Raw genomic sequence first — 26,269 nt, forward strand, 5'->3', positions numbered from 1 at the left:
GTGATGGGAGCGGGCGGTGCGCACCCGAACGGGGGGCGGCCCCGCCCGCCTAGCGGACGACCGCGGCGCGCAGCGGGGCCGAGGCGAACTCGTGCATGCCCTGCTCGAAGGTCACGCTCGGTCGCCAGCCCAGCTCGCCCTGCAGCCGCGCCGACGACGCCGTCACGTGCCGCACGTCGCCCGCGCGGTACTCGCCGGTGACGACGGGCGTCGGTCCGCCGGCCTCGCGCGCCAGGGCCTCCGCCATCTCGCCGATCGTGTGCACCGTTCCGCTGCCGACGTTGAACGCGCGGAACGTGTCGGCCGGCTGGTTCGCGGTCCACTCGAGGGCCGCGAGGTTGGCGGACGCGATGTCGCGGACGTGGACGAAGTCGCGACGCTGGGCGCCGTCCTCGAACACGCGCGGGGCCTCACCGCGTTCGAGGGCGGAGCGGAAGAGCGAGGCCACGCCGGCGTAGGGCGTGTTCTGCGGCATGCCCGGGCCGTAGACGTTGTGGTAGCGCAGGGCGGCGGCCCGACCGCCGGTGCTGCGCGCCCACGAGGTCGACAGGTGCTCCTGCGTCAGCTTCGTGATGGCGTAGACGTTGCGGGGGTCGAGCGGGGCCTCCTCGCCGATCAGCTGCGGCTCGAGCAGTTCACCCGCCTCGTCACGCGGGTCGAAGACGCCCGCGTCGAGGTCGGCGATGCGGCGGGGTGCCGGGCGTTCGGTCGCACCGGTCGAGGTGCGGTAGCTGCCCTCGCCGTAGACGACCATCGACGAGGCGACGACGAGGCGGTCGACGCCGGCGCGGTCCATCGCCGCGAGCACGACGGCCGTGCCGAGCTCGTTCGACGAGACGTAGTCGGGCGCGTCCTGGAAGTCCACGCCGAGCCCGACCTTGGCCGCCTGGTGACAGACCGCGTCGACGCCCGCGAGTGCCCGGTCGACGGTCTCGGCGTCCCGCACGTCGCCGTGCACGAAGTCGACGCGCGGGTCGACGGTCGGCTCGCCGCCGTGCACGTCGGGCCGCAGGGAGTCGAGCACGCGCACGCGCCAGCCGCGGTCGAGCGCGAGGTCGACGATCGCCGACCCGATGAAGCCGGCCCCACCGGTGACGAGCAGCAGGCCCGGGCCGTCGGTGGACGAGGAGGCGCCGGTCGCGCTCACCGCGCGGCCTTCCGATCCGAGACGGGCCGGGCGAGCACCTCGGCCACCGCCCCGGGCGGCATGAGCTCGCGGGGCGAGTAGTCGCCGGGCATCGCGGCGACGATCGACTCGATGGCCGCGACGATGCGCGGTTGGGCGGCCGCGAGCCGTTCGAAGACGAGCGAGGCGCTCACGGCGTCGGCATCGGGTGCGTCGCCCTCGGCCGGGGCCAGGCCGGCGTCGCTGTCGGTCACGTACGAGAGGTTGACGGCTCCCATGCCGAGTTCGAGGGTGAGCGGGATCTCGGGGTACATCGTCATGTTGACCGTGTGCGCGCCCGCGGCCCGGAACCACAGCGACTCGGCCCGGGTCGAGAACCGCGGCCCCTGGATCACCACGCAGGTGCCGGTCGGGGAGAACGGCTCACCCTGCGCCTCGAGGGCCGCGATCGCCGCGGTCCGGAGCACGGGGTCGAACGGGTCGGCGGCGATCAGGTGCTGAACCTGCCCCTCGACGTCGAAGAACGTGTCGCGTCGTCCCCAGGTGCGGTCGATGAACTGGTCGGTCACGACCATGGTGCCGGGGGCGACGTCGGGGCTGACCCCGCCGACCGCCGACGACGACACGATGGCCTTCGCGCCGAGCGACGCCAGTGCCCACACGTTCGCCCGGTAGTCGATCAGGTGCGGCGCCACCGCGTGGCCCGCGCCGTGCCGGGTGAGGAAGGCCACGCGCTTGCCGCCCAACTCGCCGATCGTCACCTCGCTCGAGGTCGGGCCGTAGGGCGTCTCGACGACGTGCCGGGTCGCCTCGCCCTCGGCGAAGAGCGAGTACAGCCCCGATCCGCCGATGACGGCGACGTCGACGGGCGGCGGCCCCGAGGAGGCGCGGGTGGGCTGGGGGACGTCGGGCTCGGTCGCGGGGTCGGTCACCCCCGATACGCTACTGACGATCGCCCGAGAGGAACCGCGTGCGCACCATCGAGACCCACCTCGCCGAGGTCACGGCCGTCGTCGAGGCGGCCGTGCGGGCCCGTCCGGTCGACGCGTTGGTGGTGAGCCCCGAGGCGCTCGCCTCGCGCTCCGACCGGTACCGCGACCGCGTCCTCGCCGCCGACGTCGTCGCCCCGATCGACCTGCCGCCCTTCGCCAACTCGCAGATGGACGGCTACGCCGTCTCGACCGCCGGGCTCGACCCGGACGCGCCCACCAGCCTCCGGGTCGCGGCGCGCATCCCCGCCGGGCGGGCCGCCCCCGACCTGGTCTCCGGCGCCGCGGCCCCGATCATGACCGGCGCGGCCGTCCCCGCCGGTGCCGACGCGATCGTGCCCATCGAGAAGGTCTCGCCGGACGCCTTCCCTCCCGTGGGCGTCGAGGCCGTCGTCGAGGTGCCGCCGGGCGTCGCCGCCGGGGCCTTCGTCCGCGCCGCGGGCAGCGACGTCGCCGCGGGTTCCGTGCTCTTCGCGGCCGGGACGCGACTGACGCCCGCGCGGTGGGGCGTGCTCGCCGCCTCCGGGATCGACGCGGTCGAGGTACGGAGCCGCCCGCGCCTCCTGCTGGTGTCGACCGGCGAAGAGCTCGCCGCACCCGGTGCCCCGCTCGGGCCCGGCCAGATCCACGACGCGAACGGCGTCGCCCTGGCCGCGGGGCTCGCCGAGGTCGGCGTCGTCGTCACCTCCGCCCGGGTGACCGACGACGCGGCCGCCCTGCTCGCCGTCGTCGCCCGCCACGCCGACGAGGTCGACCTCGTGCTCACGAGCGGCGGGGTCAGCGCGGGTGCCTACGAGGTCGTCCGCGACGCCTTCGAGGGTGCCGGCGTCACGTTCGGTCCGGTCGCCATGCAACCGGGCGGGCCGCAGGGCTGGGGGACGATCCGCGTGCACGACCGAGAGCTGCCCGTCGTCTGCTTCCCCGGCAACCCCGTCAGCTCGCTCGTGTCGTTCGAGGCCTTCCTGCGCCCCGCCCTGCAGGGCGTCACCGGCGTCGGCCTGCCCCGACGGCGATGGACCGTGCCGATGGCGCACCCCGTGGACTCGCCGGTCGGCAAGCACCAGCTGCGTCGCGGCCGGGTCGACGTCGACGGGCGCGCCCACCTCGTCGGCGGGCCGAGCTCGCACCTGCTCGCCGCCCACGCCGAGGCCACCGTGCTCGTCTCGATCCCCGTCGGGGTCGACCGCGTCGACGCGGACGACCGGGTCGAGGTCTGGGCGCTCGACGACCCCGCCCCCCACGAGAAGGCCGACCGATGACCCCGACCCCGCCCGACGTGCCGCCGACCGACGCCCCGACCGACGCCCCGCTCTCGCACGTGCGCGAGGACGGCACCGCGCACATGGTCGACGTGACCGGCAAGTCCGAGACGAAGCGGATCGCCACCGCCCAGGCCGTGCTGACCACCCGGCCCGACGTCGTCGCGCGACTGGTCGACGGATCGCTGCCCAAGGGCGAGGCCCTCGGCACGGCCCGCATCGCCGGCATCCTGGCGGCCAAGCAGACGCCGACGCTCATCCCGCTGTGCCACCCGCTGCCGCTCGGCGCGATCACCGTCGACTTCGAGACCACGGAGGCGCAGGTCACCGTGATCGCCCGCGTCTCGACCCGGGGCGTCACCGGGGTCGAGATGGAAGCCCTGACCGCGGCGTCCGTCGCGGCCCTGACCCTCTTCGACATGATCAAGGCGGTCGACGCGCTCGCCGTGATCGGCGAGATCAAGGTGCTCGACAAGCAGGGCGGCAAGTCGGGGGACTGGTCGCGATGAGCGGCGCCCCGCACGAGACGGCCGACGTGACCGCGCCCGGCGTGACCGCGCCCGGCGTGACCGCGCCCGACGAGACCGCGCGCCGTCGGGCCGTCGTCGTCGTGGCGTCCACCCGGGCCGCCGCCGGCACCGCCGACGACACGACCGGGCCGGTCATCCGCGACTGGTTCGTCGCGCGGGGGTGGCTGGTCGAGGGGCCCGTCGTCGTGGCCGACGGCGAACCGGTCGGCGCGGTGCTCGAGGCCGCCCTCGAGTGGGGCGTCGACGCCGTCGTCACCACCGGCGGCACCGGGGTGTCGCCGACCGACGCGACGCCCGAGATGACCCTGCCGCTGCTCGACCGCGAACTGCCCGGCATCGCCGAAGAACTCCGGCGCAGGGGTGCGGCCTCGACGCCCCTGGCCGTCCTCTCCCGGGGGCTCGCGGGCGTGGCCGGCGGCACCTTCGTCGTCAACCTGCCCGGCTCGCGCGGCGGGGTGCGCGACGGGCTCGCGGTCCTCGAGGACGTCCTCGACCACGTGGTCGACCAGTTGCACGGGGTCGACCACGCCCAGAACCGCCATCCCAGTCCCGAGGGGGCCGCATGACCACCGACGATCCGACCCTCCTGCCCGGCGGCGCCTCCGCCGGGGCGCCCGCCGCGCCTCCCGCCTCCGAGCGCGTGCTGCTCGCCCGCGTCGTCGACGTGACCGTGTCGGTGGCCGAGTGCTCCGCGCTCGTGACGAGCCGCGCCTCCGGGGCGGTCGTGACGTTCGAGGGCGTCGTCCGCGACCACGACGAGGGGCGGGGGGTCGAGGCGCTGCACTACGAGGCGCATCCGACGGCGACCGAGGTGATCCACGAGGTCGCGGTCGCCGTGGCCGAGGCGCACCCCGAGGTCGCGATCGCGGTCGAGCACCGCTACGGCGACCTCGTCGTGGGCGACGTCGCGCTGGCCTGCGCGGTGGCGTCGGCCCACCGCGCCGAGGCGTTCGCGGCCTGCGCCGCGCTCGTCGACGAGGTCAAGGCCCGCACCCCGATCTGGAAGCGCCAGGAGTTCACCGACGGCTCGGACGAGTGGGTGGCGTCGCTGGGCTGACCCCGGTCGCGCACCGTCGAGTCGGCCGCCCGGCCCGGGCCGTCTACGCTTCTGTGGTGGCTCATCTACTCGGCGCAGAAAACCTCCGTCTCGAATTCCCGACCAAGGTCGTCCTCGACGGGGTGACCCTCGGCATCGACGAGGGCTCCCGCATCGGTGTCGTCGGCCGCAACGGTGACGGCAAGTCGACGCTCATGTCGGTGCTCGCGGGTCGGCTCGAACCCGACGACGGTCGTGTCACGACCCGTCGCGGCCTGACCATCGGCATGCTCGACCAGCGCGACGTCCTGCCCGAGGGCGCCACGGTCGGCAGCCTGATCGTCGGCGACCGCGACGAGCACGAATGGGCCGGCGACGCGCGCATCCGCGACGTCATCTCGGGCCTCGCCACCGACATCCCGTGGGAGGCGCGGGTCGAGGACCTCTCCGGAGGTCAGCGTCGACGCGTGGCCCTCGCGACCCTGCTCGTCGGCGACTGGGACGTCCTGTTCCTCGACGAGCCCACCAACCACCTCGACGTCGAGGGCGTCGCCTGGCTGGCGCAGCACCTCTCGCGTCGCTGGTCGACGAACTCGGGCGCCCTCGTGGTCGTGACCCACGACCGGTGGTTCCTCGACGAGGTCTCGACCGACACCTGGGAGGTCCACGACGGCATCGTCGAACCCTTCGAGGGCGGCTACGCGGCCTACGTGCTCCAGCGCGTCGAGCGGGACCGCATGGCGTCCGCCTCCGAGGCCAAGCGCCAGAACCTCATGCGCAAAGAGCTCGCCTGGCTCCGTCGCGGGGCCCCGGCGCGCTCGACCAAGCCCAAGTTCCGCATCGACGCGGCCAACGAACTGATCGCCGACGAGCCGCCCGTGCGTGACGCCGTCCAGCTGTCGCAGATGGCGACCGCTCGCCTCGGCAAGGACGTCGTCGACCTCGTCGAGGTCGGCGTCTCGTTCGGCGACAAGCGCGTGCTGCAGGACGTCGAGTGGCGCATCGCGCCGGGGGAGCGCACCGGCGTGCTCGGCGTGAACGGTGCCGGCAAGTCGACGCTGCTGAAGGTCGTCACCGGGGCCATCGCCCCCACCGAGGGGCGCGTCAAACAGGGCAAGACGGTCAAGTTCGCGATCCTCGACCAGCAGCTCGCCGACCTCCACGAGGTCGCGCACGAGCGGGTGAACGACGTCATCGGCCGGCAGCGCACCTCGTACGTCACCGGGGGCAAAGAGATGACGCCCGGGCAGCTGCTCGAGCGCCTCGGCTTCACCAGCGCCCAGCTGCAGACCCCCATCAAAGACCTGTCCGGTGGCCAGAAGCGCCGCCTGCAGTTCCTGTTGATCCTGCTGAACGAGCCGAACGTGCTCATCCTCGACGAGCCCACCAACGACCTCGACACCGACATGCTCGCCGCGATGGAGGACCTGCTCGACGGTTGGCCCGGCACCCTGCTCGTCGTCTCGCACGACCGGTACCTGCTCGAGCGCGTCACCGACCAGCAGTACGCCGTGCTCGAGGGCCGCTTCCGGCACCTGCCCGGGGGCGTCGACCAGTACCTGCAGCTGCGTCGCGAGGCGACCCAGAACCAAGGAGGCGCGACCGACCGCCCGACGGCCGTCCAGGGGGCCTCGGCGTCCGTCGCGGCCTCGGCCGCCGCCTCCGGCCTGTCGGGAGCCGAGAAGCGCAACGCCGAGAAAGAGCTCGGATCGATCGACCGCAAGCTCGCGAAGGCCTCGGGCGAGCGCGAGACCCTGCTGGCCCAGTTCGCCTCGTTCGACCAGTCCGACTTCGACGGCCTGGCCGCGTTGCAGGCGAAGCTGACGGCGCTCGACCACAAGACGGGCGAGCTCGAGGTGCGCTGGCTCGAGCTGAGCGAGTTGCTGGCGTAGCGAGCGGGCGAGCGGGCGAGCGGGCCGGCGTGCTCCGCCGGTCGACCCGACTCAGTCGCCGAGCGTGAGGCTCAGCGTCCGCAGCAGGTCGGTCAGCCGGCGGCGGTCGTCGTCGCTGAGGTCGCTGAGCAGGGCGTCCTCGGCCGTGACGAGACGTTCGATCGCGGCGTCGACCGCGCGCCGTCCGTCGCCCGTCATCGTGACCAGGATGCCCCGGCCGTCGTTCGGGTCGGTGCGGCGTTCGACCAGGCCGCGGGCCACGAGCCGGTCGATGCGGTTGGTCATCGCGCCGCTCGAGACGAGGGTCTGCTGCAGCAGCGTCTTGGGGCTCAGCTGGTAGGGGTCGCCGGCCCGACGCAGCGCCGAGAGCACGTCGAACTCCCACGACTCGAGGTCGCTGGCGGTGAACGCCTCGCGACGGGCGCGATCGAGGTGCTTCGACAGCCGCCCGACGCGCGAGAGCACCTGGAGCGGCGCGAAGTCGAGGTCGGGTCGCTCGTGGCGCCACGCCTCGACGATGCGGTCGACCTCGTCCTGCTCGGGCATCCGCCCATCATGCCCGAGGCCGTCGTCGGGTGCGGGAGGCGCGGTGCGGCCCGGCGGGCCCGTCGCCCCGCGCGGGCACCTCGGTCGAGTCGTGGTCTGGCAGAATGGACCGGCGCGCACGCGCGGTCCGCCATGGTGTAACGGCAGCACGACAGCCTTTGGAGCTGTTAGGTCTAGGTTCGAATCCTGGTGGCGGAGCCCCGAGCGTCGCAGGTCGCGGTCGGCTCGTCGGGTCCGTCCCGCCCCGACCGCGGGCGCCCCGGCGTCCATCCGACGACGAGGACTCCAGCCATGTCGAAGACCGATCCCACGCCATCCCTCGTCCGGGCCGTCCTGCTCGGCGTCCTCAGCGGGTCGCGCTCGGCGACGCCGCTCGCCGTCCTGGCCCTGAACCACGACGCCCAGGAGGCGCGGGGCCCCTGGCAGCGCTGGCGCCTGTTCCGCTCACCCCTCGGCCGCGGTGCCCTGGTGGCCGCGGGCGTCGGTGAGCTCGTCGGCGACAAGCTGCCGGCCACGCCGAGCCGGGTCGGTGCCGGCCCGCTGTTCGGTCGCGCGGTCTCCGGCGCCGTCGCGGGGATCGCGATGGCAGGCACCGGCCGTCGGGGCACCCCCGTGGCCGCAGCGCTCGCCGGGGCGTCCGGCGCCTTCGTCGGCAGCTGGCTCTTCTACCGGGCACGGAAGGCCGTCGTCGAGAAGACCGGGTTGCCCGACGTCGCCGTCGCGCTCGTCGAGGACGCCGTCGCGGTCTCGGGCTCGGTCGCCGTCGTCCGCTCCCGCTGACTCCTCCCCACCTCGTCTCGGCGTCGGCGGCGTCCCCACGCCGGGCGGGTGACCCGTGGTCGGGCGGCCTCCCGTGGGAGGATCGGCGGTGATCACGCGCCACCCCTCACCAAGGAGCACCATGCCCGAACGCCAGCTCGCCGTCGTCGTCCTCGCCGCAGGGCAGGGCACCCGCATGAAGTCCTCGACCCCGAAGGTCCTGCACCGCCTGGCGGGGCTGCCGCTGATCCAGCACGTGCTCGAGAGCGCCGGCGCGCTCCGGCCCGACCACCTCGTCGCCGTGGTGCGGCACGAGCGCGACCTGGTCGTCGCGAGCGTGCTCGACACCGCCCCGCACGCGCTCGTCGTCGATCAGGACGACGTGCCCGGCACCGGTCGAGCCGTCGAACAAGCGGTGGAGGCGCTGCCCGCCGAGTTCACCGGCGACGTCGTGGTCGTCAGCGCCGACGTGCCCTTCCTCGACCACGCGACGCTCACCGCCCTGCTCGACCAGCACCGTGCCGCCTCCGCCTCGGCGACGCTGCTGAGTGCCGTGCTGCCCGACGCCACCGGCTACGGGCGGGTCGTCCGCCGCGAGTCGGGCGACGTCGACCGCATCGTCGAGCACAAGGACGCCACCGACGACGAGCGGGCCGTGCGCGAGATCAACTCGGGCACCTACGTCTTCACCGTCGCCGCCCTGCGCACCCACCTGCCGCGCATCGGGTCGGCCAACGCGCAGAACGAGAAGTACGTCACCGACATGGTCGGCCTGCTCACCGGTGCCGGCGAGGTCGTCGCAGCACGGGCGATCGACGAGACGTGGCGCCTCGAGGGCATCAACGACCGCGTGCAGCTCGCCGCCGCGGCCCGTCGGCTGAACGACCGCATCGTCGAGCACTGGCAGCGCGAAGGCGTCTCGATCGTCGACCCGCAGACCACCTGGATCGACCGCGACGTCTCCCTCAGCCCCGACGTCGAACTGCTGCCGGGCACCCAGCTCCGCGGCGCGACCTACATCGCCCCGGGCGCGGTCGTCGGCCCCGACACCACCCTCGTCGACACCGAGGTGGGCGAGGGGGCGACCGTCAAGCGCACGGACGCGACGCTCGCCGTCATCGGTGCCCGCGCCTCCGTCGGGCCGTTCGCGTACCTGCGTCCCAACACGCTCCTGTCCGCCGACGGCAAGATCGGCACCTTCGTCGAGACCAAGAACGTGCAGATCGGCGCCGGGTCGAAGGTGCCCCACCTCAGCTACGTGGGCGACACCGAGGTGGGCGAGGGGTCGAACATCGGCGCCGGCACCATCACGGCCAACTACGACGGCGTGGACAAGCACCGCACCGAGGTCGGGTCGCACGTCCGCACCGGGTCGCACAACGTCTTCGTCGCCCCCGTTAGGATTGGCGACGGAGCGTACACAGGCGCCGGAACGATCGTCCGCAAAGACGTGCCGGCCGGTGCCCTGGCCTTGAGCATCGCTCCACAGCGCAATGCGAGCGGATGGGTCGAGGCGAACCGCCCCGGCTCGGCGGCTGCCGAGGCCGCCGCTCGCGCCGAACGAACGACCGACTGAACCCGGTCGGGTTGGCCCCTCGGGGCCGGAGAGCGAGTGACGTGTCCGGAATCAAGATCACCGGCGAGAACCGACTCGTTCTGATCTCGGGGCGTGCGCACCCCGAACTGGCCAACCAGATCGCCGCCGAGCTCGGCAGCGAGCTGATCCCGACCGACGCCCGCACCTTCGCCAACGGCGAGCTCTACGCCCGCTTCGACGAGAGCGTCCGTGGCTCGGACGCCTTCGTCATCCAGTCCCACTCGGCGCCGATCAACGAGTGGCTGATGGAACAGCTGATCATGGTCGACGCCCTGAAGCGGGCCTCGGCGAAGCGCATCACCGTCGTGGCGCCGTTCTACCCGTACGCCCGGCAAGACAAGAAGGGCCGGGGTCGCGAGCCGATCTCCGCCCGGCTCGTCGCCGACCTCTTCAAGGCGGCCGGAGCGCACCGCATCATGAGCGTCGACCTGCACGCCCCGCAGATCCAGGGCTTCTTCGACGGCCCGGTCGACCACCTCTTCGCCATGCCCGTGCTGCTCGAGCACTTCCGCGCCAAGCTCGACAACACCACCCTGACGGTGGTCTCGCCCGACATGGGGCGCGTCCGCGTCGCCGACATCTGGAGCGAGAAGCTCGACGCCCCCCTCGCGATCATCCACAAGCGCCGTGACCCGTTGGTGCCGAACCAGGTCACCGTCCACGAGATCGTCGGCGACGTCTCGGGTCGCGTGTGCCTGCTGGTCGACGACCTGATCGACACCGGTCGCACCATCGTCAAGGCCGCCGAGGCGCTCAAGGCCAACGGCGCGATCGGCGTCGTGGTCGCCGCGACCCACGCGGTCTTCAGCGACCCCGCCCCCGAGATCCTCAACAGCGAGTTCATCGACTCGGTCGTCGTCACCGACACCCTGCCGCTCACCGAGCACCAGAAGTTCGACAAGCTCGAGATCCTGCCCATCGCCCCGCTGATCGCCCGGGCGATCCACGAGGTCTTCGACAACGGTTCGGTCACCTCGATGTTCGACGGCGCCGCCTAGCCCCCGCCCGACACCTCCCGTCGCCTCGGCGCACGGAGTCGACCGGCCCGACCCGCCTGGCCCCGACCGCCCGGTTCGCCTGGCCCCGACCGGCCCGGCCGCTCGGCCCCGACCGCTCGGCTCGCCTGGCTCCGACCGCTCGGCTCGCCTGGCCCCGACCGGCCCGGCCGCTCGGACCCGACGGCCCGGCCGCTCGGCCCCGACCGGCCCGGCCTGTTCGTCCGATGTCGGCAACTCCGGAGTCCGGCTGCGCCGCGCCTCCTGCCCGCCGTTCCGGCGGTCGTTGTCCTGACTTGCCGACGGGGACCTGCTCGACCCCACCCGGCCGCTCGGCCCCGACCGGCCCGGCTTGCTCGTCCGATGTCGGCAACTCCGAAGTTCGGCTGTGCTGCGCCTCCTGCGGGCCGTTTCGACGGACGTTCTCCCGAATTGGCCACGCGGGCGGCGTGGGGCCTGGCTGCGTGCGGCCCGGCCCGCCTGGTCCGCGACCTGCCCGCGCGAAGTCGGCAACTCCGGAGTCCGGCTGCGCCGCGCGTCCTGCGCGCCGTCTTGGCGGTCGTTCTCCTGACTTGCCGACGTGGGTCTGCTCGACCCGCCCGGCCCGTGCCGCCTGGGTCACCCGATCGGCAGGCCACGGCCCGGCCCGAGCGGCCCGCCTGGCCCGCGACCTGCCCGTGCGAAGTCGACAACTCAGGAGTTCGGCTGCGCCGCGCCTCCAGAGGGCCGATTCGGCGGCCGTTCTCCTGAGTTGTCTACGTCGACGTCGGAAGCTCCGAGATCCGCTGCGGCGGAACGACGAACGGGCGTGCCTGATGCCGCCCGCCGCAGCGGCACCGCATCGACGGGCACGCCCGTCAGGACGCAGGAGGCGCGGTGAGCGCCCCTGCACCCGTCAGTGGGTCGACGGCTCCGTCTCGATCTCGGACCGGTCGCCCGACCAGAGGGTGTGGAACGTACCCTCCTCGTCGACGCGCTGATAGGTGTGTGCCCCGAAGAAGTCCCGCTGCCCCTGGATGAGGGAGGCAGGCAGGCGTTCGGAGGCGAGCGAGTCGTAGTACGACAGGGCCGAGGCGAACCCGGGCACGGGGATGCCCGAGAGGGCGGCCTTGGCCACGATGCGGCGCCAGGCCTCTTCGCCGTCCCGGACGGCCGCGGCGAAGTAGTCGTCCTCGAGCAGGGTCGCGATCGACGCGTCCTTCTCGTAGGCGTCGACGATGCGGTTGAGGAACTGTGCCCGGATGATGCAGCCGCCGCGCCAGATCTTGGCGATGGCGCCCTTGTCGATGTCCCAGTCGTACTCGTCGGCACCGGCGATGATGGCGTCGAAGCCCTGGGCGTAGGCGACGATCTTCGAGGCGTAGAGCGCCTTCTGCACGTCGTCCTCGAAGCCGTCGCCGGCCTCCTGGATCTCGGGCCGTCCCTGCAGGGTCTTCTGCACGGCCGAGCGCTGGGCGGGCTTCGACGACACGGCGCGGGCGAAGACGGCCTCGGCGATCCCGCCGACCGGCACACCCAACCCGACGCTGTTCTGCACGGTCCAGACGCCCGTGCCCTTGGAGCCGGCCTGGTCGACGATCGAGTCGACGAGCGGGCCGCCCGTCTTGGCGTCCGTCTGGCGGAGCACCTCGGCCGTGATCTCGATCAGGTACGACTCGAGCTCGCCCGTGTTCCACTCCTCGAAGACCGAGGCGATGGCGGCGGGCTCGTGGCCGCCCACCCGGCGCAGCAGGTCGTACGACTCGGCGATGAGCTGCATGTCGGCGTATTCGATGCCGTTGTGGATCATCTTGACGAAGTGGCCCGCGCCGTCGGCCCCGACGTGCGTGACGCAGGGCTCGCCCTCGGCCACCGCGGCGATCGACGCCAGGATCGGGCCGAGCGTCTCGTAGGCCTCCTTCGAGCCGCCGGGCATGATGGACGGCCCCTTCAGGGCGCCTTCCTCGCCGCCCGAGATGCCGGCGCCCACGAAGTTCAGTCCGCGCTCCTTGAGGGCGGCCTCTCGTCGGCGGGTGTCCTGGAAGTTCGCGTTGCCGCCGTCGACGATGATGTCGCCCTCGTCGAACACGTCGGCGAGCTGGCTGATGACGGCGTCGGTGCCGCGACCGGCCTGCACCATGACGATCGCGGTGCGCGGCTTCTGCAGGGATGCGGCGAAGTCCTCGATCGACTTCGAGGCGATGAACCCGGCGTCACCGTGCTCGTCCATGAGGGTGTCGGTGCGCTCAGGGGAGCGGTTGTAGACGGCGACCGTGTTGCCCTCGCGACTGGCGAGGTTGCGCGCCAGGTTCGAGCCCATGACGGCCAGGCCGACGACTCCGATGTTCGCCTGGGCGGTGGACTGCGATGCTGCTCCGTGTTCGGTCACGGTGCCTCCTTCTCGGTCGGTGGTGTTCGCAGACTATGCCTCGGTGCCGAGCGTCCGACAGGCTCCGTCCGTACCCCTCCACGGCGGCTCGCCTAGGGTTGACGCAACCGTTTCCCCGATCGAAGGCCGTCCGTGACCGATCAGCCCCACCCCGCTCCCTTCCCGCCCGTCGTCGTGATGGGGGTCTCCGGATCGGGCAAGTCGACCGTGGGCGAGCTGTTGGCCGAGACCCTCGGCGTCCCGTTCGTCGACGCCGACGACCTGCACCCCGAGGCCAACCGGCTCAAGATGGCCGCCGGGCAGCCGCTCGACGACGACGACCGGTGGCCGTGGCTCCGCATCGTCGCCGACCGCATCGCCGCGGCGGGCGACGACTCGGTGGTCGTCGCCTGCTCGTCGCTGAAGAAGGCGTACCGCGACGTCCTGCGGGAAGGCGACCCGCGCCTCCGGTTCGTGCACCTGACCGGCGTGCGCGACCTCGTCGCCCGACGTCAGCGCGAGCGCAAGGGGCACTTCATGCCGGCCGGCCTGATGGAGTCGCAGTTCGCCACCCTCGAGCCGCTGACCGACGACGAGGCCGGTTTCGAGGTCGACGTGGAGCCCGGTCCCGACGACGTCGTGGCGGCCGTGACGGCCCACCTCGGGGCCGTGCGACGAGGCGAGCTCGGGCACTGACGAGCCCGACTCGGGCGCTGAGGGGGCGCCCTCGCGGACGGACGAGCCGAGGAGGCGCGGGTTGGCGACACGCCCGGCCGACGTGTAGCCTTGGCAGCTGAACCTCGGCGAGGGGTGCTCCGGCACCCGTGATCGACGCGGTAGGCAGGCGCTCGGTGCTCACGCACCACTCGTGCAGCGGTGATCGTCCTTCGGGCGGCACCCCTCGGGTTGCGGGTCCTTCCTCACGCGATTCGCGTTCGAGTTGACACCGACCACACACCCCCGGGCCGTCACGGCCCCTGCAAGGAGACGACATGTCCGACCAGAACAACCTCAGCGCCCTCGTGCGCACCAGCTTCGGCAAGGGCGCGGCCCGCAAGATCCGTGCCAAGGACCAGATCCCCGCGGTCATCTACGGCCACGGCACCGACCCCCAGCACGTCACGCTGCCCGGTCACGAGACCATGCTGATCACGCGTCGTGCCAACGCCGTCATCACGCTCGACATCGAGGGCACGAACCAGCTCGCCCTCGTCAAGGACATCCAGCGCGACCCGGTCAAGCAGACCATCGAGCACATCGACCTCATCGTCGTCCGCCAGGGCGAGAAGGTCACCGTCGAGGTGCCCGTGCACGTCGAGGGCGAGTCGGCTCCCGGCACGATCCACGTCGTCGAGCTCAACGCCGTCGAGCTCGAGGTCGAGGCCACGCACATCCCGCAGAACGTCGTCGTCTCGATCGAGGGCCTCGAAGAGGGCGCCCAGATCTCGGCCGCCGACCTCGTGCTGCCCAAGGGCGCGACCCTGGTCAGCGAGCCCGAGACCCTCGTGCTCGCCGTCTCGGTGCCCCAGCTCGACCTGACGACCGACGCGGTCTCCGACGAGGACGGCGAGGCCGCCGAGGCCGAGGGCGACGTCGAGTCCATCGAGGACGAAGAGCGCTCCGAGTAACACGACGCAGCTCGAACACCCTGCCGGCGCAGACCCACTGAGAGAACGACGACCACGACGATGGCACTCGACGACCAGTGGCTCGTGGTCGGGCTCGGCAACCCCGGGCCCGGCTACGCCGGCAACAGGCACAACGTGGGGCAGATGGTCCTGGCCGAACTGGCCGACCGACTCTCCACCGGGTTCAAGAACCACCGCACGAACGCGACGGTCGCCGAGGGGCGCACCGCTCCCGGCGGCCCTCGCTTCGTGCTGGCCAGGCCCGCGACCTTCATGAACGTCTCGGGCGGGCCGACGCAGGCACTGTTGAAGTACCACGACCTCGACGTGTCGCGGCTCATCGTCGTCCACGACGAGCTCGACATCGACTTCGACGTCGTCCGGCTGAAGCACGGTGGCGGCCACGGCGGCCACAACGGCATCCGCGACATCATCGCCGCCACGGGGTCGAACGAGTTCACCCGGGTTCGGGTCGGCATCGGCCGTCCGCCCGGCAGGCAGCCAGCCGCCGACTTCGTCCTCAAGGACTTCTCCTCCACCGAACGCAAAGAACTTCCGTTCCTGGTCGCCGACGCGGCCGACGCGGTCGAGATGATCGCCACCGACGGACTGACCGCGGCGCAGCTGAAGTTCCACACCGCGAAGAGCTGACGCGTCCCGAGCCCGACCGACCACGGACGTGGTCGAGTCGCGGACCGCGACGAGCGGACCGGTCCCGCCGGTGACCGGCCTCCGGTCACCTCCCGGTGTCGCCGACAGCGAACCCCGACCGCGGTGTCGGTGGTGCCGCGTAACATCGTGCGGGTGATACTCGCGGGCTTGATCCAGGCGCTCTCGCGCGCCTCCACGTTCTCTGCCGCCCTCGACCGGGCCGCACGCAGCACCGATTTCTCCGTCGTCGACGGCCTCCGCGTTCCCCTGCTGGCCGGTCTGCTCGACCGTCGCGAGGGTCCGCAGGCGATGCTGGTCGTCACGGCCACGGGTCGGGAGTCCGAGGCGGTGCGGGGGTCGCTCACCAGCTACCTGCCCGAGGCCGAGGTCATCGAGTTCCCCGCGTGGGAGACCCTGCCCCACGAACGTCTCAGCCCCAGCGCCGAGACGGTCGGCAAGCGGATCCACGCCCTGCGGCGTCTCGCCACCTGGCGGCAGGAAGCTGCCGAGGCGCCGGGTTCCGTCCGCCCCATCGTCGTCGTCGCCGGTGTGCGCGCCGCCCTCCAGCCGCTCAGCGACAACCTCGTCGAGCTCGAGCCCGTGCGGCTCACCGTGGGCGAGCGCGGCCACGACCTCTCGGGCATCGCCGTCCATCTCGTCGACCTGGCGTACGCCCGGGTCGACATGGTCACCCGCCGTGGCGAGTTCGCCGTCCGCGGCGGCATCCTCGACGTGTTCCCGCCCACGGCCGAACACCCGGTGCGCGTCGACTTCTTCGGCGACGAGGTCGACCAGATCCGTCGGTTCTCCGTGGCCGACCAGCGAAGCCTGGACGGCGAGGTCACGTCGGTCGAGCTGCCGCCGAGTCGCGAGATGCTGCTCACCGAGGCGGTCCGTCAACGGGCTCGCGAGATGCAGCACGAGTTCCCCAGCCTCTCGCAGATGCTCGCGAAGATCGCCGAGGGCATCCCGGTCGAGGGCATGGAGAGCCTGGCACCGGCGCTGGTGCACCGGCTGGTGCCGGTGACCCACTACCTGCCGGCCGGCGCCTCCATCGTCGTCCTCTCGCCCGAGCGGGTCGTGTCGCGCGCCCAGAGCCTGGCCGAGACCAACCGCGAGTTCCTGTCGGCCGCCTGGAACGCCGCGACGGCCGGTGCCGACGCGCCCATCGACCTCGACTCGGGTGACTTCCTCACCCTCCGCGACCTGCGTGACGCGGCGGGCGACCGGTCCTGGTTCACGATGAGCGGCTTCGACTCGGGCGAGGTCCTGTCCGACGACGAGGCGGTCGCGGCGGCCGGCGACTACGTCCGCGTGGACGCGGCCGTCGTCCCGAGCTTCAGCGGGCACGCCGAGGGGGCGCTCGAGCACGTCGTCGAGCGCGTGCGCGACGGCTGGTCCGTCGTCGTCACGGCCCGCGGCACGGGGCTCGTCGAGCGGGCCCGAGACGTCCTCGCCGAACGTGAGGTCGCCGCTCGCCTCGAGGAGAGCCTCCCCGAGACCCTCGAACCCGGCGTCGTCCACCTCGTGGCCGGTGGTGTCGAGGCCGGTTTCGAACTGATGGAGTCCAAGATCGCCGTCCTCGGCGAGTCCGACTTCTACGGCCGTTCGGCCAACTACGACTCGCGTCAGGTCAAGAAGCTCGCGACCCGACGCAAGAACGTCGTCGATCCCCTCCAGCTCAAGCCGGGCGACGTCGTCGTGCACTCGACCCACGGCATCGGCAAGTTCCTCGAGCTCACCAGCCGCGAGGTGTCGAGCGGTGGCAAGAACGCCGTCAAGCACTCTCGCGAGTACCTCGTGCTCGAGTACGCGCCCTCGAAGCGCGGTTACCCCGGCGACAAGCTCTACGTCCCGACCGACCAGCTCGACCTGCTCAGCCGCTACGTGGGTGGCGAGGCCCCGACGCTCAGCAAGATGGGCGGCGGGGACTGGGCGGCCGCCAAGGGCAAGGCGCGCAAGGCCGTCCGCGACATCGCTGTCGAGTTGGTCAAGCTCTACTCGGCCCGCATGGCGAGCAAGGGCCACGCGTTCCCGCCCGACACCCCGTGGCAGCGCGAGCTCGAAGAGGCGTTCCCGTTCGCCGAGACCCCCGACCAGCTCACGACCATCGACGAGATCAAGGCCGACATGGAGCGCCCGATCCCGATGGACCGCCTGCTCTCGGGCGACGTCGGCTACGGCAAGACCGAGGTCGCCGTCCGAGCGGCGTTCAAGGCCATCCAGGACGGCAAGCAGGTCGTCATGCTCGTCCCGACGACCCTGCTCGTGAAACAGCACTTCGACACCTTCAGCGATCGCTTCGCCGGGTTCCCCGTGCACCTCCGGAGCCTCAGCCGGTTCCAGTCGGCGAAAGAGTCCAAAGAGACGATCGCCGGGCTCGGCGATGGCACCGTCGACATGGTCATCGGTACTCATCGACTGTTGAGCGAGGGCATCTCGTACAAGGACGTCGGCCTCGTCATCATCGACGAAGAGCAGCGTTTCGGCGTCGAACACAAGGACGCCCTGAAGAAGCTCAAGACCAACGTCGACATCCTGGCCATGTCGGCGACCCCGATCCCGCGGTCGCTCGAGATGGCCGTCACGGGCATCCGCGAGATGTCGACCCTGGCCACCCCGCCCGAGGACCGCCACCCGATCCTCACCTTCGTGGGCCCCGAGAGCGACCGGCAGAAAGCCGCCGCGATCCGGCGCGAGCTGCTGCGCGAGGGCCAGGTGTTCTACGTGCACAACCGCGTGTCGAGCATCAACCGCATCGCGGCGCAGATCGCCGAGCTCGTGCCCGAGGCCCGCGTCGCCGTCGCCCACGGCCAGATGGCCGAGTCGACGCTCGAGCAGGTGATGGTCGATTTCTGGGAGCGCAAGTTCGACGTCCTCGTGTCGACCACCATCATCGAGACCGGTCTCGACATCGCCAACGCCAACACGTTGATCATCGACCGGGCCGACAAGTACGGTCTGAGCCAGCTGCACCAGCTGCGTGGGCGGGTGGGTCGAGGCCGGGAGCGCGGCTACGCGTACTTCCTCTACGACGCCGACAAGCCGCTCAGCGAGACCGCACAAGACCGGCTCGAGACGATCGCCGCCAACAACGAGCTCGGTGCGGGCATGCAGGTCGCCTTGAAAGACCTCGAGATCCGTGGGGCCGGCAACCTGCTCGGCGGAGAGCAGTCGGGGCACATCGCCGGGGTCGGTTTCGACCTCTACCTCCGCATGATCGGTGAGGCCGTCAGTTCCTTCCGCGGGGACGTCGCCGAGGGGCAGACCGAACTCCGGCTCGAACTCCCGGTCGACGCCCACGTCCCCGAAGAGTACGTCGAGAGCGAGCGGCTGCGCCTCGAGGCCTACCAGAAGCTCTCGACGGCCAGCTCGCCCACCTCCACCGACGACCAGATCGACTCGGTGCTCGACGAACTCACCGACCGTTACGGTGAGCCCCCGGCACCCGTGCTGGCGCTGATCGAGGTCTCCCGCCTGCGTCGGGCGGCCCAGAAGGCCGGCCTCAGCGAGGTCGTGGTCATGGGCAGCAACCTGCGGGTCTCGGGCGTCGACCTGCCCGACAGCATGCAGGTCCGTCTGCAGCGGATGTACCCGGGTGCGCGGTGGTTTGCACAGACGAACGCCGTCAGCGTGCCCCTGCCGCGAGCCCACGGGCAGGCACCGAGCGACGACGAGTTGATCGTCTGGGTCGAGCAGCTGCTGTCGGCGATCTACGCGGCCCCGGTCGCGCGTCCGGCGACCGACACGGCCGCGGCGAGCTGACCGTGTCGGGTCGCCCGGACGGAGCCCACGACGAGGAGGCGCGGGTCGCCTCCGAACCCGGGGCGGGCGCTCGGCTCGACGAGCTCGTCCGCGTGGTCGACGCCCTCCTCGCCGACGAGGGCGGATGCGCCTGGAACCGTGCGCAGACCCCACGGTCCCTGGTGACCTACCTCGTCGAAGAGACCTACGAGCTCGTCGAGGCGATCGAGGACGGCACCTCGGACGACGTCCGGGAGGAGCTCGGGGACGTGCTGTACCAGGTGGTCCTGCACGGGGCCCTCGCCGCCCGCGCCTCCTCGGGGTCGTTCGACCTCGCCGACGTCGTGCGTGACGTCGCCGAGAAGACCGTGCGGCGTCACCCCCACGTGTTCGGGGCCGACCGGGCCGACGACGTCGACGAGATCGTCCAACTCTGGTCGGCGGCGAAGGCCGGCGAGAAGTCGCAGCGGACGAGTGCCTACGACGGCGTCCCCGTCGGGCAGCCCGCTCTCGCCCGCGCCCAGAAGCTCGATGCGCGACGGGCTGCCGCAGGTGGCGTCCGCCCCGAGCCCGATCGGGCACCGACCACGACGTCGGGCACGGAGGTGACGGGCACGGAGGTGACGGGCACGGAGGTGACGGGCACGGTGGCGACGGACGCCCGGGCCGAGTCGCGCGAACTCGCGTGGGGCCGAGCATTGCTCGCGCAGGTCGACGAGGCCACCGATCGGGGCATGGACGCCGAGCGCGCGCTTCGGGCCGCCGTGCGCGAGCGCGAGATGCTGCTTCGGCGAGACGAGGCCGAACCGGCCGGAGGCGGGCAGCTCGAGGGCGGCCAGGCGGAAGACGAGCAGCCCCAAGGCGGGCAACCCGGGGGCGTCCAGGCCGGAGGCGGCACGATCGAGGGCCGTCCCGTCGAGCAGGTGCCCCCTCAACCCGAATGAGGGGGCACCTCGGCGTCGCCCGCTCAACCCGAATGAGTGGCGAGGCCGGCGCTCGTCCACCAGAGGGTCGGCCCGAGGGGCAGCGACCCGGTGGGGTCCGAGTGGTGTCCTCAATGTAGAGGATGTGTGTTGACATGTCAAAAGACGACATGTCGGTCCACTCGGCGTCCCGCCCGGGGTGCTCGGGGGGGCCTCGCGGGTGCCGGTCGACCGACCGGTCGGCCACGACAGACGTCTGTTATGGTCCACTACGACGACGGCGACCGCGCAGGGCGAGTACGACTCGTCGGCACGAAGGAGCGGCACCATGCCTCGCAAGCCTGATCCCACCCGCAAGCCCGAGCTCCTCGGCCAGATCCTCGAGCACCTCCGGGGTCGCTCCCTCGCCACCGTGTCGTTCCGCACCCTGGCCGAGGCCCTGGGGGTCAGCACGTACGTCTTCGTCTACCACTTCGGCAACCGGGCTGAGCTCATCGCCGAGATCGTCCGCGCGGTCGTCGCCCGCAACGACGCCTTGCTGTCGGTCGCGGTCTCCGAGCTCGACCGCGAGGCCTTCGGCAAGCACCTGGCCAAGGTCTGGCACGAGGTCACCACCGAGCGGGGCCGAGACCTGCACCGCCTCGAGCTCGAGGCGGCCCTGCTCGAGACCGTGGCGGGCGAGGTCGGCGGCACCGCTCGCGGGGCGGTCGGACGGTGGGTCGACCACGTGGCGGGCTGGGTCTCGGCGAACGGGGTCGCGCCGGCCGAGGCCAAGGTCGCGGCGCGGGTCTTCGTCGATGCGTTGTTCGGCCTGCAGTACGACGCCATCGTCTCGGGGGACGGACGTCGTGCGTCCGCAGCGTACAAGCATGCCGTCGAGACCCTCGTCTCGCGCGTTCCTCAGCACTGACCCTGCTCGCCGTCGGCCTCGGGGTGGGTGGAACCTGATGGTGTCGGCGGGCGTCGGGTCGGGCTGAACCGGGCCGAGCGCTCAGCGCCCGGCCCGGCCAGGGCCCTCACCGCAGGGAAGGGAGGGCCGAGTGGTGTGACCGACACGCAACCCGATTCGCGCCGACCACCCGAGAAAACCATAACGTAGAATGTGACATGCCTGCAAGTCGGTGCCGACGTCAGGGGTGCGGCGTCTCTGGGATGATGTCCTCATGCCGACCCCCGTCAACCCGCCGCGCGGTATGCGCGACCACCTGCCCGCCGACAAGAGGCGCCGCGAGGGCGTGCTCTCGGTCATCCGAGGCGTCTACCGCTCCTACGGCTTCGACGAGATCGAGACGCCCGTGGTCGAAGAGAGCTCGCGCCTCCATTCCGGGCTCGGGGGAGACAACGAGAAGCAGGTCTTCGCCGTCCTCCGGCGGGGCCTCGACCTCGACGACCTGCGATCGGCCGAGAGCGTGCTCGGACTCGCCGACCTCGGACTCCGCTTCGACCTGACGGTGCCGCTCGCGCGCTTCTACGCGTCGCACCGAGCCGAGCTGCCGACGGTCTTCCGCTCCGTGCAGATCGCCCCGGTGTGGCGGGCCGAGCGTCCGCAGAAGGGCCGCTACCGCCAGTTCGTCCAGTGCGACATCGACGTCCTGGGAGAGGCCGGGCCGCTGGCCGAGATCGAACTGATCCAGGCCACGACCGCCGTTCTCGACGCCCTCGGCCTCACCGGCACGACGATCCGCGTGAACGACCGCCGCATCCTGCTGGCGATGCTCGCCCACTGGGCGGTACCCGAGGCGCTGACCGACCAGGCGCTGATCGTCGTCGACAAACTCGACAAGATCGGCGTCGACGGCGTCGTCGCCGAACTCGCCGACCTCGGCGTCACCACGCCGGGTCTCGGCGAGGCGCTCACCCAGCTGGCCGGCGCCTCCTGGGCCACCGGTGAGGCCACGGACGTCCCGTGGCTCGACCGTGCGGCGTTCACCGACCTCGTCGCGCTGCGCGAGGCGCTGCCGGGCTCCACCCTCGAGTTCGATCCGACCCTGGTCCGCGGCATGGGGTACTACACGGGCACGATCTTCGAGATCGCCCACCCGGACGTGCCCTATTCCCTCGGCGGCGGCGGTCGCTACGACGGCATGATCGGCCGCTTCCTGGGCAGCGACGTGCCCGCGGCCGGTTTCTCCCTCGGCTTCGAACGCCTCGTCGACCTCGTGACCCTCGAGACCGACGGCGACGAGGGGCTCGCGGTGGTCTACGACAAGAAGGTCGAACCGGTCGAGCTGCTCGCCCTGCAGCGCGCGTTGCTGGCGGGCGGCGAACGGCGCGTGCGCCTCGAGAAGAAGGCCAAGAACTTCACCAACCAGCTCGACGGACTGGCGGCGGTGGGGTTCGGCCGCTTCGTCACCGTGCGCGGGGGCGAGTCGGCCGCCGACCTCGAGGTCCGCACGATCGGCTGACCGATGCCGACGGCTCCTCGCCACGAACCAGGGCAGGAGGCGCGGCTAAGCTGGGCCGCGGACCTCGCGTCCCCAGACGAACGACTACTAAGGAGCTCTCCAGTGGCAGCAATCGACGCCGTAGGCGCCCGCGAAATCCTCGACTCGCGGGGCAACCCCACCGTCGAGGTCGAGGTCTTGCTCGAGGACGGCACGGTGTCGCGTGCGGCCGTCCCCTCGGGTGCATCGACCGGGGCCTTCGAGGCCTACGAGCTCCGTGACGGCGACAAGAGCCGTTACCTCGGCAAGGGCGTGCTCAAGGCCGTCGCCGCCGTGATCGACGAGATCGGCCCCGAGGTCGAGGGGCTCGACGCCACCGACCAGCGCCTGATCGACCAGGCCATGATCGAACTCGACGGCACCGACAACAAGAAGCGTCTCGGCGCGAACGCCATCCTCGGCGTCTCGCTGGCCGTGGCCCGGGCGGCGGCCGACTCGGCCGACCTGCCCCTCTTCCGCTACCTCGGCGGGCCGAACGCGCACACGCTGCCCGTCCCCATGCTCAACGTCATCAACGGCGGTTCGCACGCCGACAGCAACGTCGACATCCAGGAGTTCATGATCCTGCCGGTCGGCGCGTCCTCGTTCGCCGAGGCGCTGCAGTGGGGTGCCGAGACGTACCACGCCCTCAAGAGCGAGCTCAAGGCCAAGGGCCTCTCGACCGGTCTGGGCGACGAAGGTGGCTTCGCGCCGAACCTCGACAGCAACCGCGCCGCGCTCGACCTGCTCGTCGAGGCCATCACCAAGGCCGGCTTCACCCCGGGCAAGGACCTCGCCCTGGGTCTCGACGTGGCCTCGAGCGAGTTCTACGCGGACGGCAGCTACACCTTCGAGGGCGAGAAGCGCGACTCGGCCTTCCTCGCGAACTACTACGCCGACCTCGTCGCGTCGTACCCCCTCGTCACCATCGAGGACCCGCTCGACGAGGACGACTGGGAGGGCTGGGCCCACCTGACGAGCGAGATCGGCTCGAAGACGCAGATCGTCGGCGACGACCTGTTCGTCACGAACCCCGAGCGACTCGCCAAGGGCATCAAGGCCGGAGCTGCCAACTCGATCCTCGTGAAGGTCAACCAGATCGGCACGCTGACCGAATCGCTCGACGCCGTCGCGCTCGCCCAGCGCAGCGGCTACACGACGGTCCTCTCGCACCGTTCGGGTGAGACCGAGGACACCACGATCGCCGACCTCGCCGTCGCGACCGACGCCGGCCAGATCAAGACCGGTGCCCCCGCCCGCAGCGAGCGCGTGGCGAAGTACAACCAGCTCCTCCGCATCGAGGAAGAGCTCGGCGACGCCGCGGTCTACGCCGGGTACAGCGCTTTCCCGCGCTTCTCCGCCTGACGCGACCCGCGCCTCCTCGGGGCCCGTCCTGCTCGTGCGGGGCGGGCCTCCGTCGTTCCCCAGAGACGTCCTTTAGGCTCGTCCCATGCCCCGTGAGACCGCGAACCGCCGTGTGCCGGTGACCCTGCCGACCGGCGAGACGCCGACGGGCCACTGGCTGCGGTCGATCCGGTTCTCGGGGTTCAGCGTGCTCATGCTGGTCATCCTGGTCATGTTCGTCGTCATCCTCGCGCCCTCGCTGCGCACCCTGGTGCAGCAGCAGCAACAGATCGCGGCCCTCCAGGACGACGTCCGGCAGCAAGAGCAGTCCGTCGACGAGTTGAAAGAAGACGTCGCGCGATGGAGCGATCCGGCGTACATCGAGGCCCAGGCACGCGACCGCCTGCTCTACGTCTACCCGGGTGAGTACAGCTACCTCGTGATGGGCGACGACGCGGCCCAGGCGCCCGGCACGGCTCCGGGCACCGGCACGTCGATCAGCGACTCGCTCCAGACGCCCCAGGTCGACTGGGTGGCGGCGATGACGGCCTCGGTGCTCGACGCCGGGCTGAGCGACGAGCCCGCGACCGAACTCGTCGCCCCCGACATCAGCGGCAGCCAGGTGCCCGCCCCGACCTCCGAGCAGACAGGTGGCACGCCGTGACCACGCCCCCCTTCGACCCCGTGACCGACCACGACGTCCGTGTCGTGACCGCCCAGCTCGGGCGGCCCGCGCGCGACGTCATCGGCATCGCCGCGCGCTGCGTCTGCGGCGCACCCACCGTCGTGGCGACGAAACCGCGGCTGACCGACGGCACGCCCTTCCCCACGCTCTACTACTTGTGCCACCCCGGTGCCACGGCTGCCGTGTCGACCCTCGAGGCCACCGGGGTGATGGCCGAGTTCACCGAGCTCCTCGAGTCCGACCCCGAGTTGCGAAGCCGATACCACGCCGCGCACGAGGCGTACCTGGCCGACCGCGAGGGCATCGAGCACGTGGACGAGATCGACCACGTCACGGCGGGTGGCATGCCCGAGCGGGTCAAGTGCCTGCACGCCCTCGTCGGTCACTCGCTGGCGGCCGGGCCGGGGGTCAACCCCTTCGGCGACCTCGCCCTCGAGCGGGCGTCGTGGAGTCCCGACGTGTGCCGGTGCCCCGACTTCCTGGCCGACGACCAGCAGGCCGCCGCCTCGCCCGAGATCGGTGGGGGAGCCTGACGCGCGTGCGCCGTTCCGGGGGGTTCGTGGTGGCGATCGTGCTGGGGGCCCTCGTCGCTGCCGTCGTGCCGGCGTCGGCCGCATCGGCCGACCAGGTCCGCGATGCCGAGTACTGGCTCGCCGACTACGGCATCCAGCGGGCGTGGCAGACCACACGGGGGGCGGGGACGACCGTGGCCGTGATCGACACCGGCGTCGATTCGTCGGTGCGTGAACTCCAGGGCGTCGTCGTCGGCGGCACCGACGTGTCGGGGCTCGGCTCGGCCGACGGTCAGACGCCCGTCGGCGACGACCCGAACCACGGCACGCTGGTCGGATCGATGGTCGCCGGCCGTGGCACCGGGTCCGGCGACGGCGTGATCGGCGTCGCGCCCGAGGCCGACCTGCTCTCGGTGTCGGTGGGCTTCGGCTCGTCGGCGGTGGACTCCGACGACCAGATCGCCCGGGCGGTGCGCTGGGCGGTCGACGCCGGGGCGGACGTCATCAACATGTCCCTGACCCGCAACACGCTCGACTGGCCGACCAGCTGGGACGACGCCTTCCTCTACGCCATGCAGCACGACGTCGTCGTCGTCGCGGCGGCCGGCAACCGCGGCAGCGGCACGACCGAGGTCGGCGCGCCCGCGACCATGCCGGGCGTCCTCACCGTCGCCGGTGTGGATCGCCAGGGCACGGCGAGCTTCGACGCGTCGAGCCAGGGCATCACGATCGGTGTGGCCGCCCCGAGCGAGGACCTCGTGGGTGTCGGTCCCGGTGACGTCCACTACAGCTGGAGCGGCACGAGCGGTGCCACGCCCCTCGTGGCGGGCATCGTCGCCCTCGTGCGCAGTGCCCATCCCGAGCTCGACGCCGACGACGTCATCAACCGCGTCGTCGCGACGGCCACGCCGAAGGGCGCCACGACACCCGACCCGCTGTACGGGCACGGCCTCGTCGACGCGGCCGCGGCCGTCACGGCCTCGGTGCCGACGGTCGCCGAGAACCCCATGGGCGACCTGGCCGAGTGGATCCGGGTGCACCGGCGGGCGGACGTGCCGGCGCCGTCGGCGCAGGCGACGAACCCGACCGTCGAGGCCCCCGTGCCGACACCGGTGACCGATCCGGGTCAGCCGTTGGCGGTCCTGCTGCCCACGGTCGAGACCATGAGGTCGACGGGCATCCCGTTGATCGTCCTCACGGTCTTCGGGGGAGCGGCCGTCCTCGTCGCCGTCGGGGCGGTCCGCCAGTTCAGGCGTGCGCGGCGCTCGGGGTAAGGTCGTCTG

23 protein-coding genes, 1 tRNA gene and 1 pseudogene are annotated in these 26,269 nt (G+C 71.9%); 21 read left to right on the forward strand and 4 right to left on the reverse strand.

Annotated features, from left to right (window positions below):
- Positions 1-49 precede the first annotated feature (49 nt).
- Together QRN23_RS04250 and QRN23_RS04255 are read right to left on the reverse strand one after the other, a co-directional pair.
- A complete protein-coding gene (locus QRN23_RS04250; RefSeq protein WP_285062694.1) occupies positions 50-1,147 on the reverse strand; it encodes an NAD-dependent epimerase/dehydratase family protein in 1,098 nt (365 codons plus the stop codon).
- A complete protein-coding gene (locus QRN23_RS04255) occupies positions 1,144-2,058 on the reverse strand; it encodes an MTAP family purine nucleoside phosphorylase (RefSeq protein ID WP_200413436.1) in 915 nt (304 codons plus the stop codon). The genes QRN23_RS04250 and QRN23_RS04255 overlap by 4 nt, the downstream gene beginning before the upstream one ends.
- Before the next feature lie 38 nt (positions 2,059-2,096).
- Between QRN23_RS04255 and QRN23_RS04260 the strand changes: the two genes are divergently transcribed.
- The 6 genes and pseudogenes from QRN23_RS04260 to QRN23_RS04280 all read left to right on the forward strand — a co-directional run bounded on the left by QRN23_RS04260 (position 2,097) and on the right by QRN23_RS04280 (position 6,832).
- Positions 2,097-3,374 (forward strand): molybdopterin molybdotransferase MoeA, encoded by a 1,278-nt coding sequence (locus QRN23_RS04260; protein WP_192122791.1) that lies wholly within the window; start codon positions 2,097-2,099, stop codon positions 3,372-3,374.
- Positions 3,371-3,883, forward strand: coding sequence for a cyclic pyranopterin monophosphate synthase MoaC (gene moaC / locus QRN23_RS04265; protein ID WP_056048856.1), 513 nt, complete (start codon positions 3,371-3,373; stop codon positions 3,881-3,883). Before QRN23_RS04260 ends, moaC begins: the two co-directional genes overlap by 4 nt.
- On the forward strand, positions 3,880-4,470 hold the full coding sequence (locus tag QRN23_RS04270) for a MogA/MoaB family molybdenum cofactor biosynthesis protein (RefSeq protein WP_192122790.1): 591 nt from the start codon (positions 3,880-3,882) through the stop codon (positions 4,468-4,470). The genes moaC and QRN23_RS04270 overlap by 4 nt, the downstream gene beginning before the upstream one ends.
- Positions 4,467-4,961 carry a molybdenum cofactor biosynthesis protein MoaE gene (locus QRN23_RS04275; RefSeq protein ID WP_082460591.1) on the forward strand — a complete coding sequence of 165 codons (495 nt, stop codon included), beginning with the start codon at positions 4,467-4,469 and terminating at the stop codon, positions 4,959-4,961. The genes QRN23_RS04270 and QRN23_RS04275 overlap by 4 nt, the downstream gene beginning before the upstream one ends.
- A 122-nt stretch (positions 4,962-5,083) precedes the next feature.
- Positions 5,084-5,486, forward strand: a pseudogene (locus QRN23_RS15505) (ATP-binding cassette domain-containing protein); the annotation flags it as partial.
- 11 nt (positions 5,487-5,497) lie between these two features.
- Complete coding sequence (locus QRN23_RS04280; protein WP_402752482.1) at positions 5,498-6,832, forward strand: ABC-F family ATP-binding cassette domain-containing protein; 1,335 nt, start codon at positions 5,498-5,500, stop codon at positions 6,830-6,832.
- A gap of 51 nt (positions 6,833-6,883) precedes the next feature.
- On the opposite strand, the gene QRN23_RS04285 is transcribed toward QRN23_RS04280, so the two are convergent.
- Entirely contained in the window at positions 6,884-7,378 is a 495-nt protein-coding gene (locus QRN23_RS04285; protein ID WP_123571605.1) for a MarR family winged helix-turn-helix transcriptional regulator, read from the reverse strand.
- Positions 7,379-7,504: 126 nt separating this feature from the next.
- Here QRN23_RS04285 and QRN23_RS04290 point away from each other — a divergent pair.
- The 4 genes from QRN23_RS04290 to QRN23_RS04305 all read left to right on the forward strand — a co-directional run bounded on the left by QRN23_RS04290 (position 7,505) and on the right by QRN23_RS04305 (position 10,732).
- A tRNA-Gln gene (locus tag QRN23_RS04290) sits at positions 7,505-7,576 on the forward strand.
- A gap of 93 nt (positions 7,577-7,669) precedes the next feature.
- Positions 7,670-8,158, forward strand: coding sequence for a DUF4126 family protein (locus tag QRN23_RS04295; RefSeq protein WP_285062697.1), 489 nt, complete (start codon positions 7,670-7,672; stop codon positions 8,156-8,158).
- Between the two features lie 121 nt (positions 8,159-8,279).
- Positions 8,280-9,713, forward strand: coding sequence for a bifunctional UDP-N-acetylglucosamine diphosphorylase/glucosamine-1-phosphate N-acetyltransferase GlmU (gene glmU, locus QRN23_RS04300; RefSeq protein ID WP_056048847.1), 1,434 nt, complete (start codon positions 8,280-8,282; stop codon positions 9,711-9,713).
- Between the two features lie 41 nt (positions 9,714-9,754).
- The gene (locus QRN23_RS04305) at positions 9,755-10,732 is read left to right on the forward strand and encodes a ribose-phosphate diphosphokinase (RefSeq protein ID WP_056048844.1); all 978 of its coding nucleotides are present in this window, start codon (positions 9,755-9,757) and stop codon (positions 10,730-10,732) included.
- A gap of 892 nt (positions 10,733-11,624) precedes the next feature.
- On the opposite strand, the gene gnd is transcribed toward QRN23_RS04305, so the two are convergent.
- Positions 11,625-13,028, reverse strand: coding sequence for an NADP-dependent phosphogluconate dehydrogenase (gnd, locus tag QRN23_RS04310; protein WP_123571738.1), 1,404 nt, complete (start codon positions 13,026-13,028; stop codon positions 11,625-11,627).
- 201 nt (positions 13,029-13,229) lie between these two features.
- Here gnd and QRN23_RS04315 point away from each other — a divergent pair, with 201 nt between their 5' ends.
- The 11 genes from QRN23_RS04315 (at position 13,230) to QRN23_RS04365 (ending at position 26,260) form a co-directional block, all read left to right on the forward strand.
- Positions 13,230-13,772: a gluconokinase gene (locus QRN23_RS04315; protein WP_236557034.1), complete on the forward strand. Its 543-nt coding sequence runs from the start codon at positions 13,230-13,232 to the stop codon at positions 13,770-13,772.
- 296 nt (positions 13,773-14,068) lie between these two features.
- Positions 14,069-14,704, forward strand: a complete 636-nt coding sequence (locus QRN23_RS04320) for a 50S ribosomal protein L25/general stress protein Ctc (RefSeq protein ID WP_056048841.1) — start codon at positions 14,069-14,071, stop codon at positions 14,702-14,704.
- Between the two features lie 60 nt (positions 14,705-14,764).
- On the forward strand, positions 14,765-15,355 hold the full coding sequence (pth, locus tag QRN23_RS04325) for an aminoacyl-tRNA hydrolase (RefSeq protein WP_285062699.1): 591 nt from the start codon (positions 14,765-14,767) through the stop codon (positions 15,353-15,355).
- A gap of 153 nt (positions 15,356-15,508) precedes the next feature.
- Positions 15,509-19,120 (forward strand): transcription-repair coupling factor, encoded by a 3,612-nt coding sequence (mfd, locus tag QRN23_RS04330; protein ID WP_285062701.1) that lies wholly within the window; start codon positions 15,509-15,511, stop codon positions 19,118-19,120.
- Positions 19,121-19,122: 2 nt separating this feature from the next.
- Complete coding sequence (locus QRN23_RS04335) at positions 19,123-20,043, forward strand: MazG nucleotide pyrophosphohydrolase domain-containing protein (RefSeq protein ID WP_285062702.1); 921 nt, start codon at positions 19,123-19,125, stop codon at positions 20,041-20,043.
- Between the two features lie 307 nt (positions 20,044-20,350).
- Positions 20,351-20,932 carry a TetR/AcrR family transcriptional regulator gene (locus QRN23_RS04340; RefSeq protein WP_056048830.1) on the forward strand — a complete coding sequence of 194 codons (582 nt, stop codon included), beginning with the start codon at positions 20,351-20,353 and terminating at the stop codon, positions 20,930-20,932.
- Between the two features lie 253 nt (positions 20,933-21,185).
- The gene (hisS, locus tag QRN23_RS04345) at positions 21,186-22,427 is read left to right on the forward strand and encodes a histidine--tRNA ligase (protein ID WP_285062705.1); all 1,242 of its coding nucleotides are present in this window, start codon (positions 21,186-21,188) and stop codon (positions 22,425-22,427) included.
- A 102-nt stretch (positions 22,428-22,529) separates the two neighbouring features.
- Positions 22,530-23,810, forward strand: a complete 1,281-nt coding sequence (gene eno, locus QRN23_RS04350) for a phosphopyruvate hydratase (RefSeq protein ID WP_056048826.1) — start codon at positions 22,530-22,532, stop codon at positions 23,808-23,810.
- 85 nt (positions 23,811-23,895) lie between these two features.
- Entirely contained in the window at positions 23,896-24,453 is a 558-nt protein-coding gene (locus QRN23_RS04355) for an FtsB family cell division protein (RefSeq protein ID WP_285062708.1), read from the forward strand.
- The gene (locus tag QRN23_RS04360) at positions 24,450-25,007 is read left to right on the forward strand and encodes a DUF501 domain-containing protein (RefSeq protein ID WP_056048820.1); all 558 of its coding nucleotides are present in this window, start codon (positions 24,450-24,452) and stop codon (positions 25,005-25,007) included. The genes QRN23_RS04355 and QRN23_RS04360 overlap by 4 nt, the downstream gene beginning before the upstream one ends.
- Before the next feature lie 5 nt (positions 25,008-25,012).
- Entirely contained in the window at positions 25,013-26,260 is a 1,248-nt protein-coding gene (locus QRN23_RS04365) for a S8 family serine peptidase (RefSeq protein ID WP_056048819.1), read from the forward strand.
- Positions 26,261-26,269 lie beyond the last annotated feature (9 nt).

The organism is Frigoribacterium sp. ME-P-080 (assembly GCF_030209595.1).
Classification (GTDB): Bacteria; Actinomycetota; Actinomycetes; order Actinomycetales; family Microbacteriaceae; genus Frigoribacterium.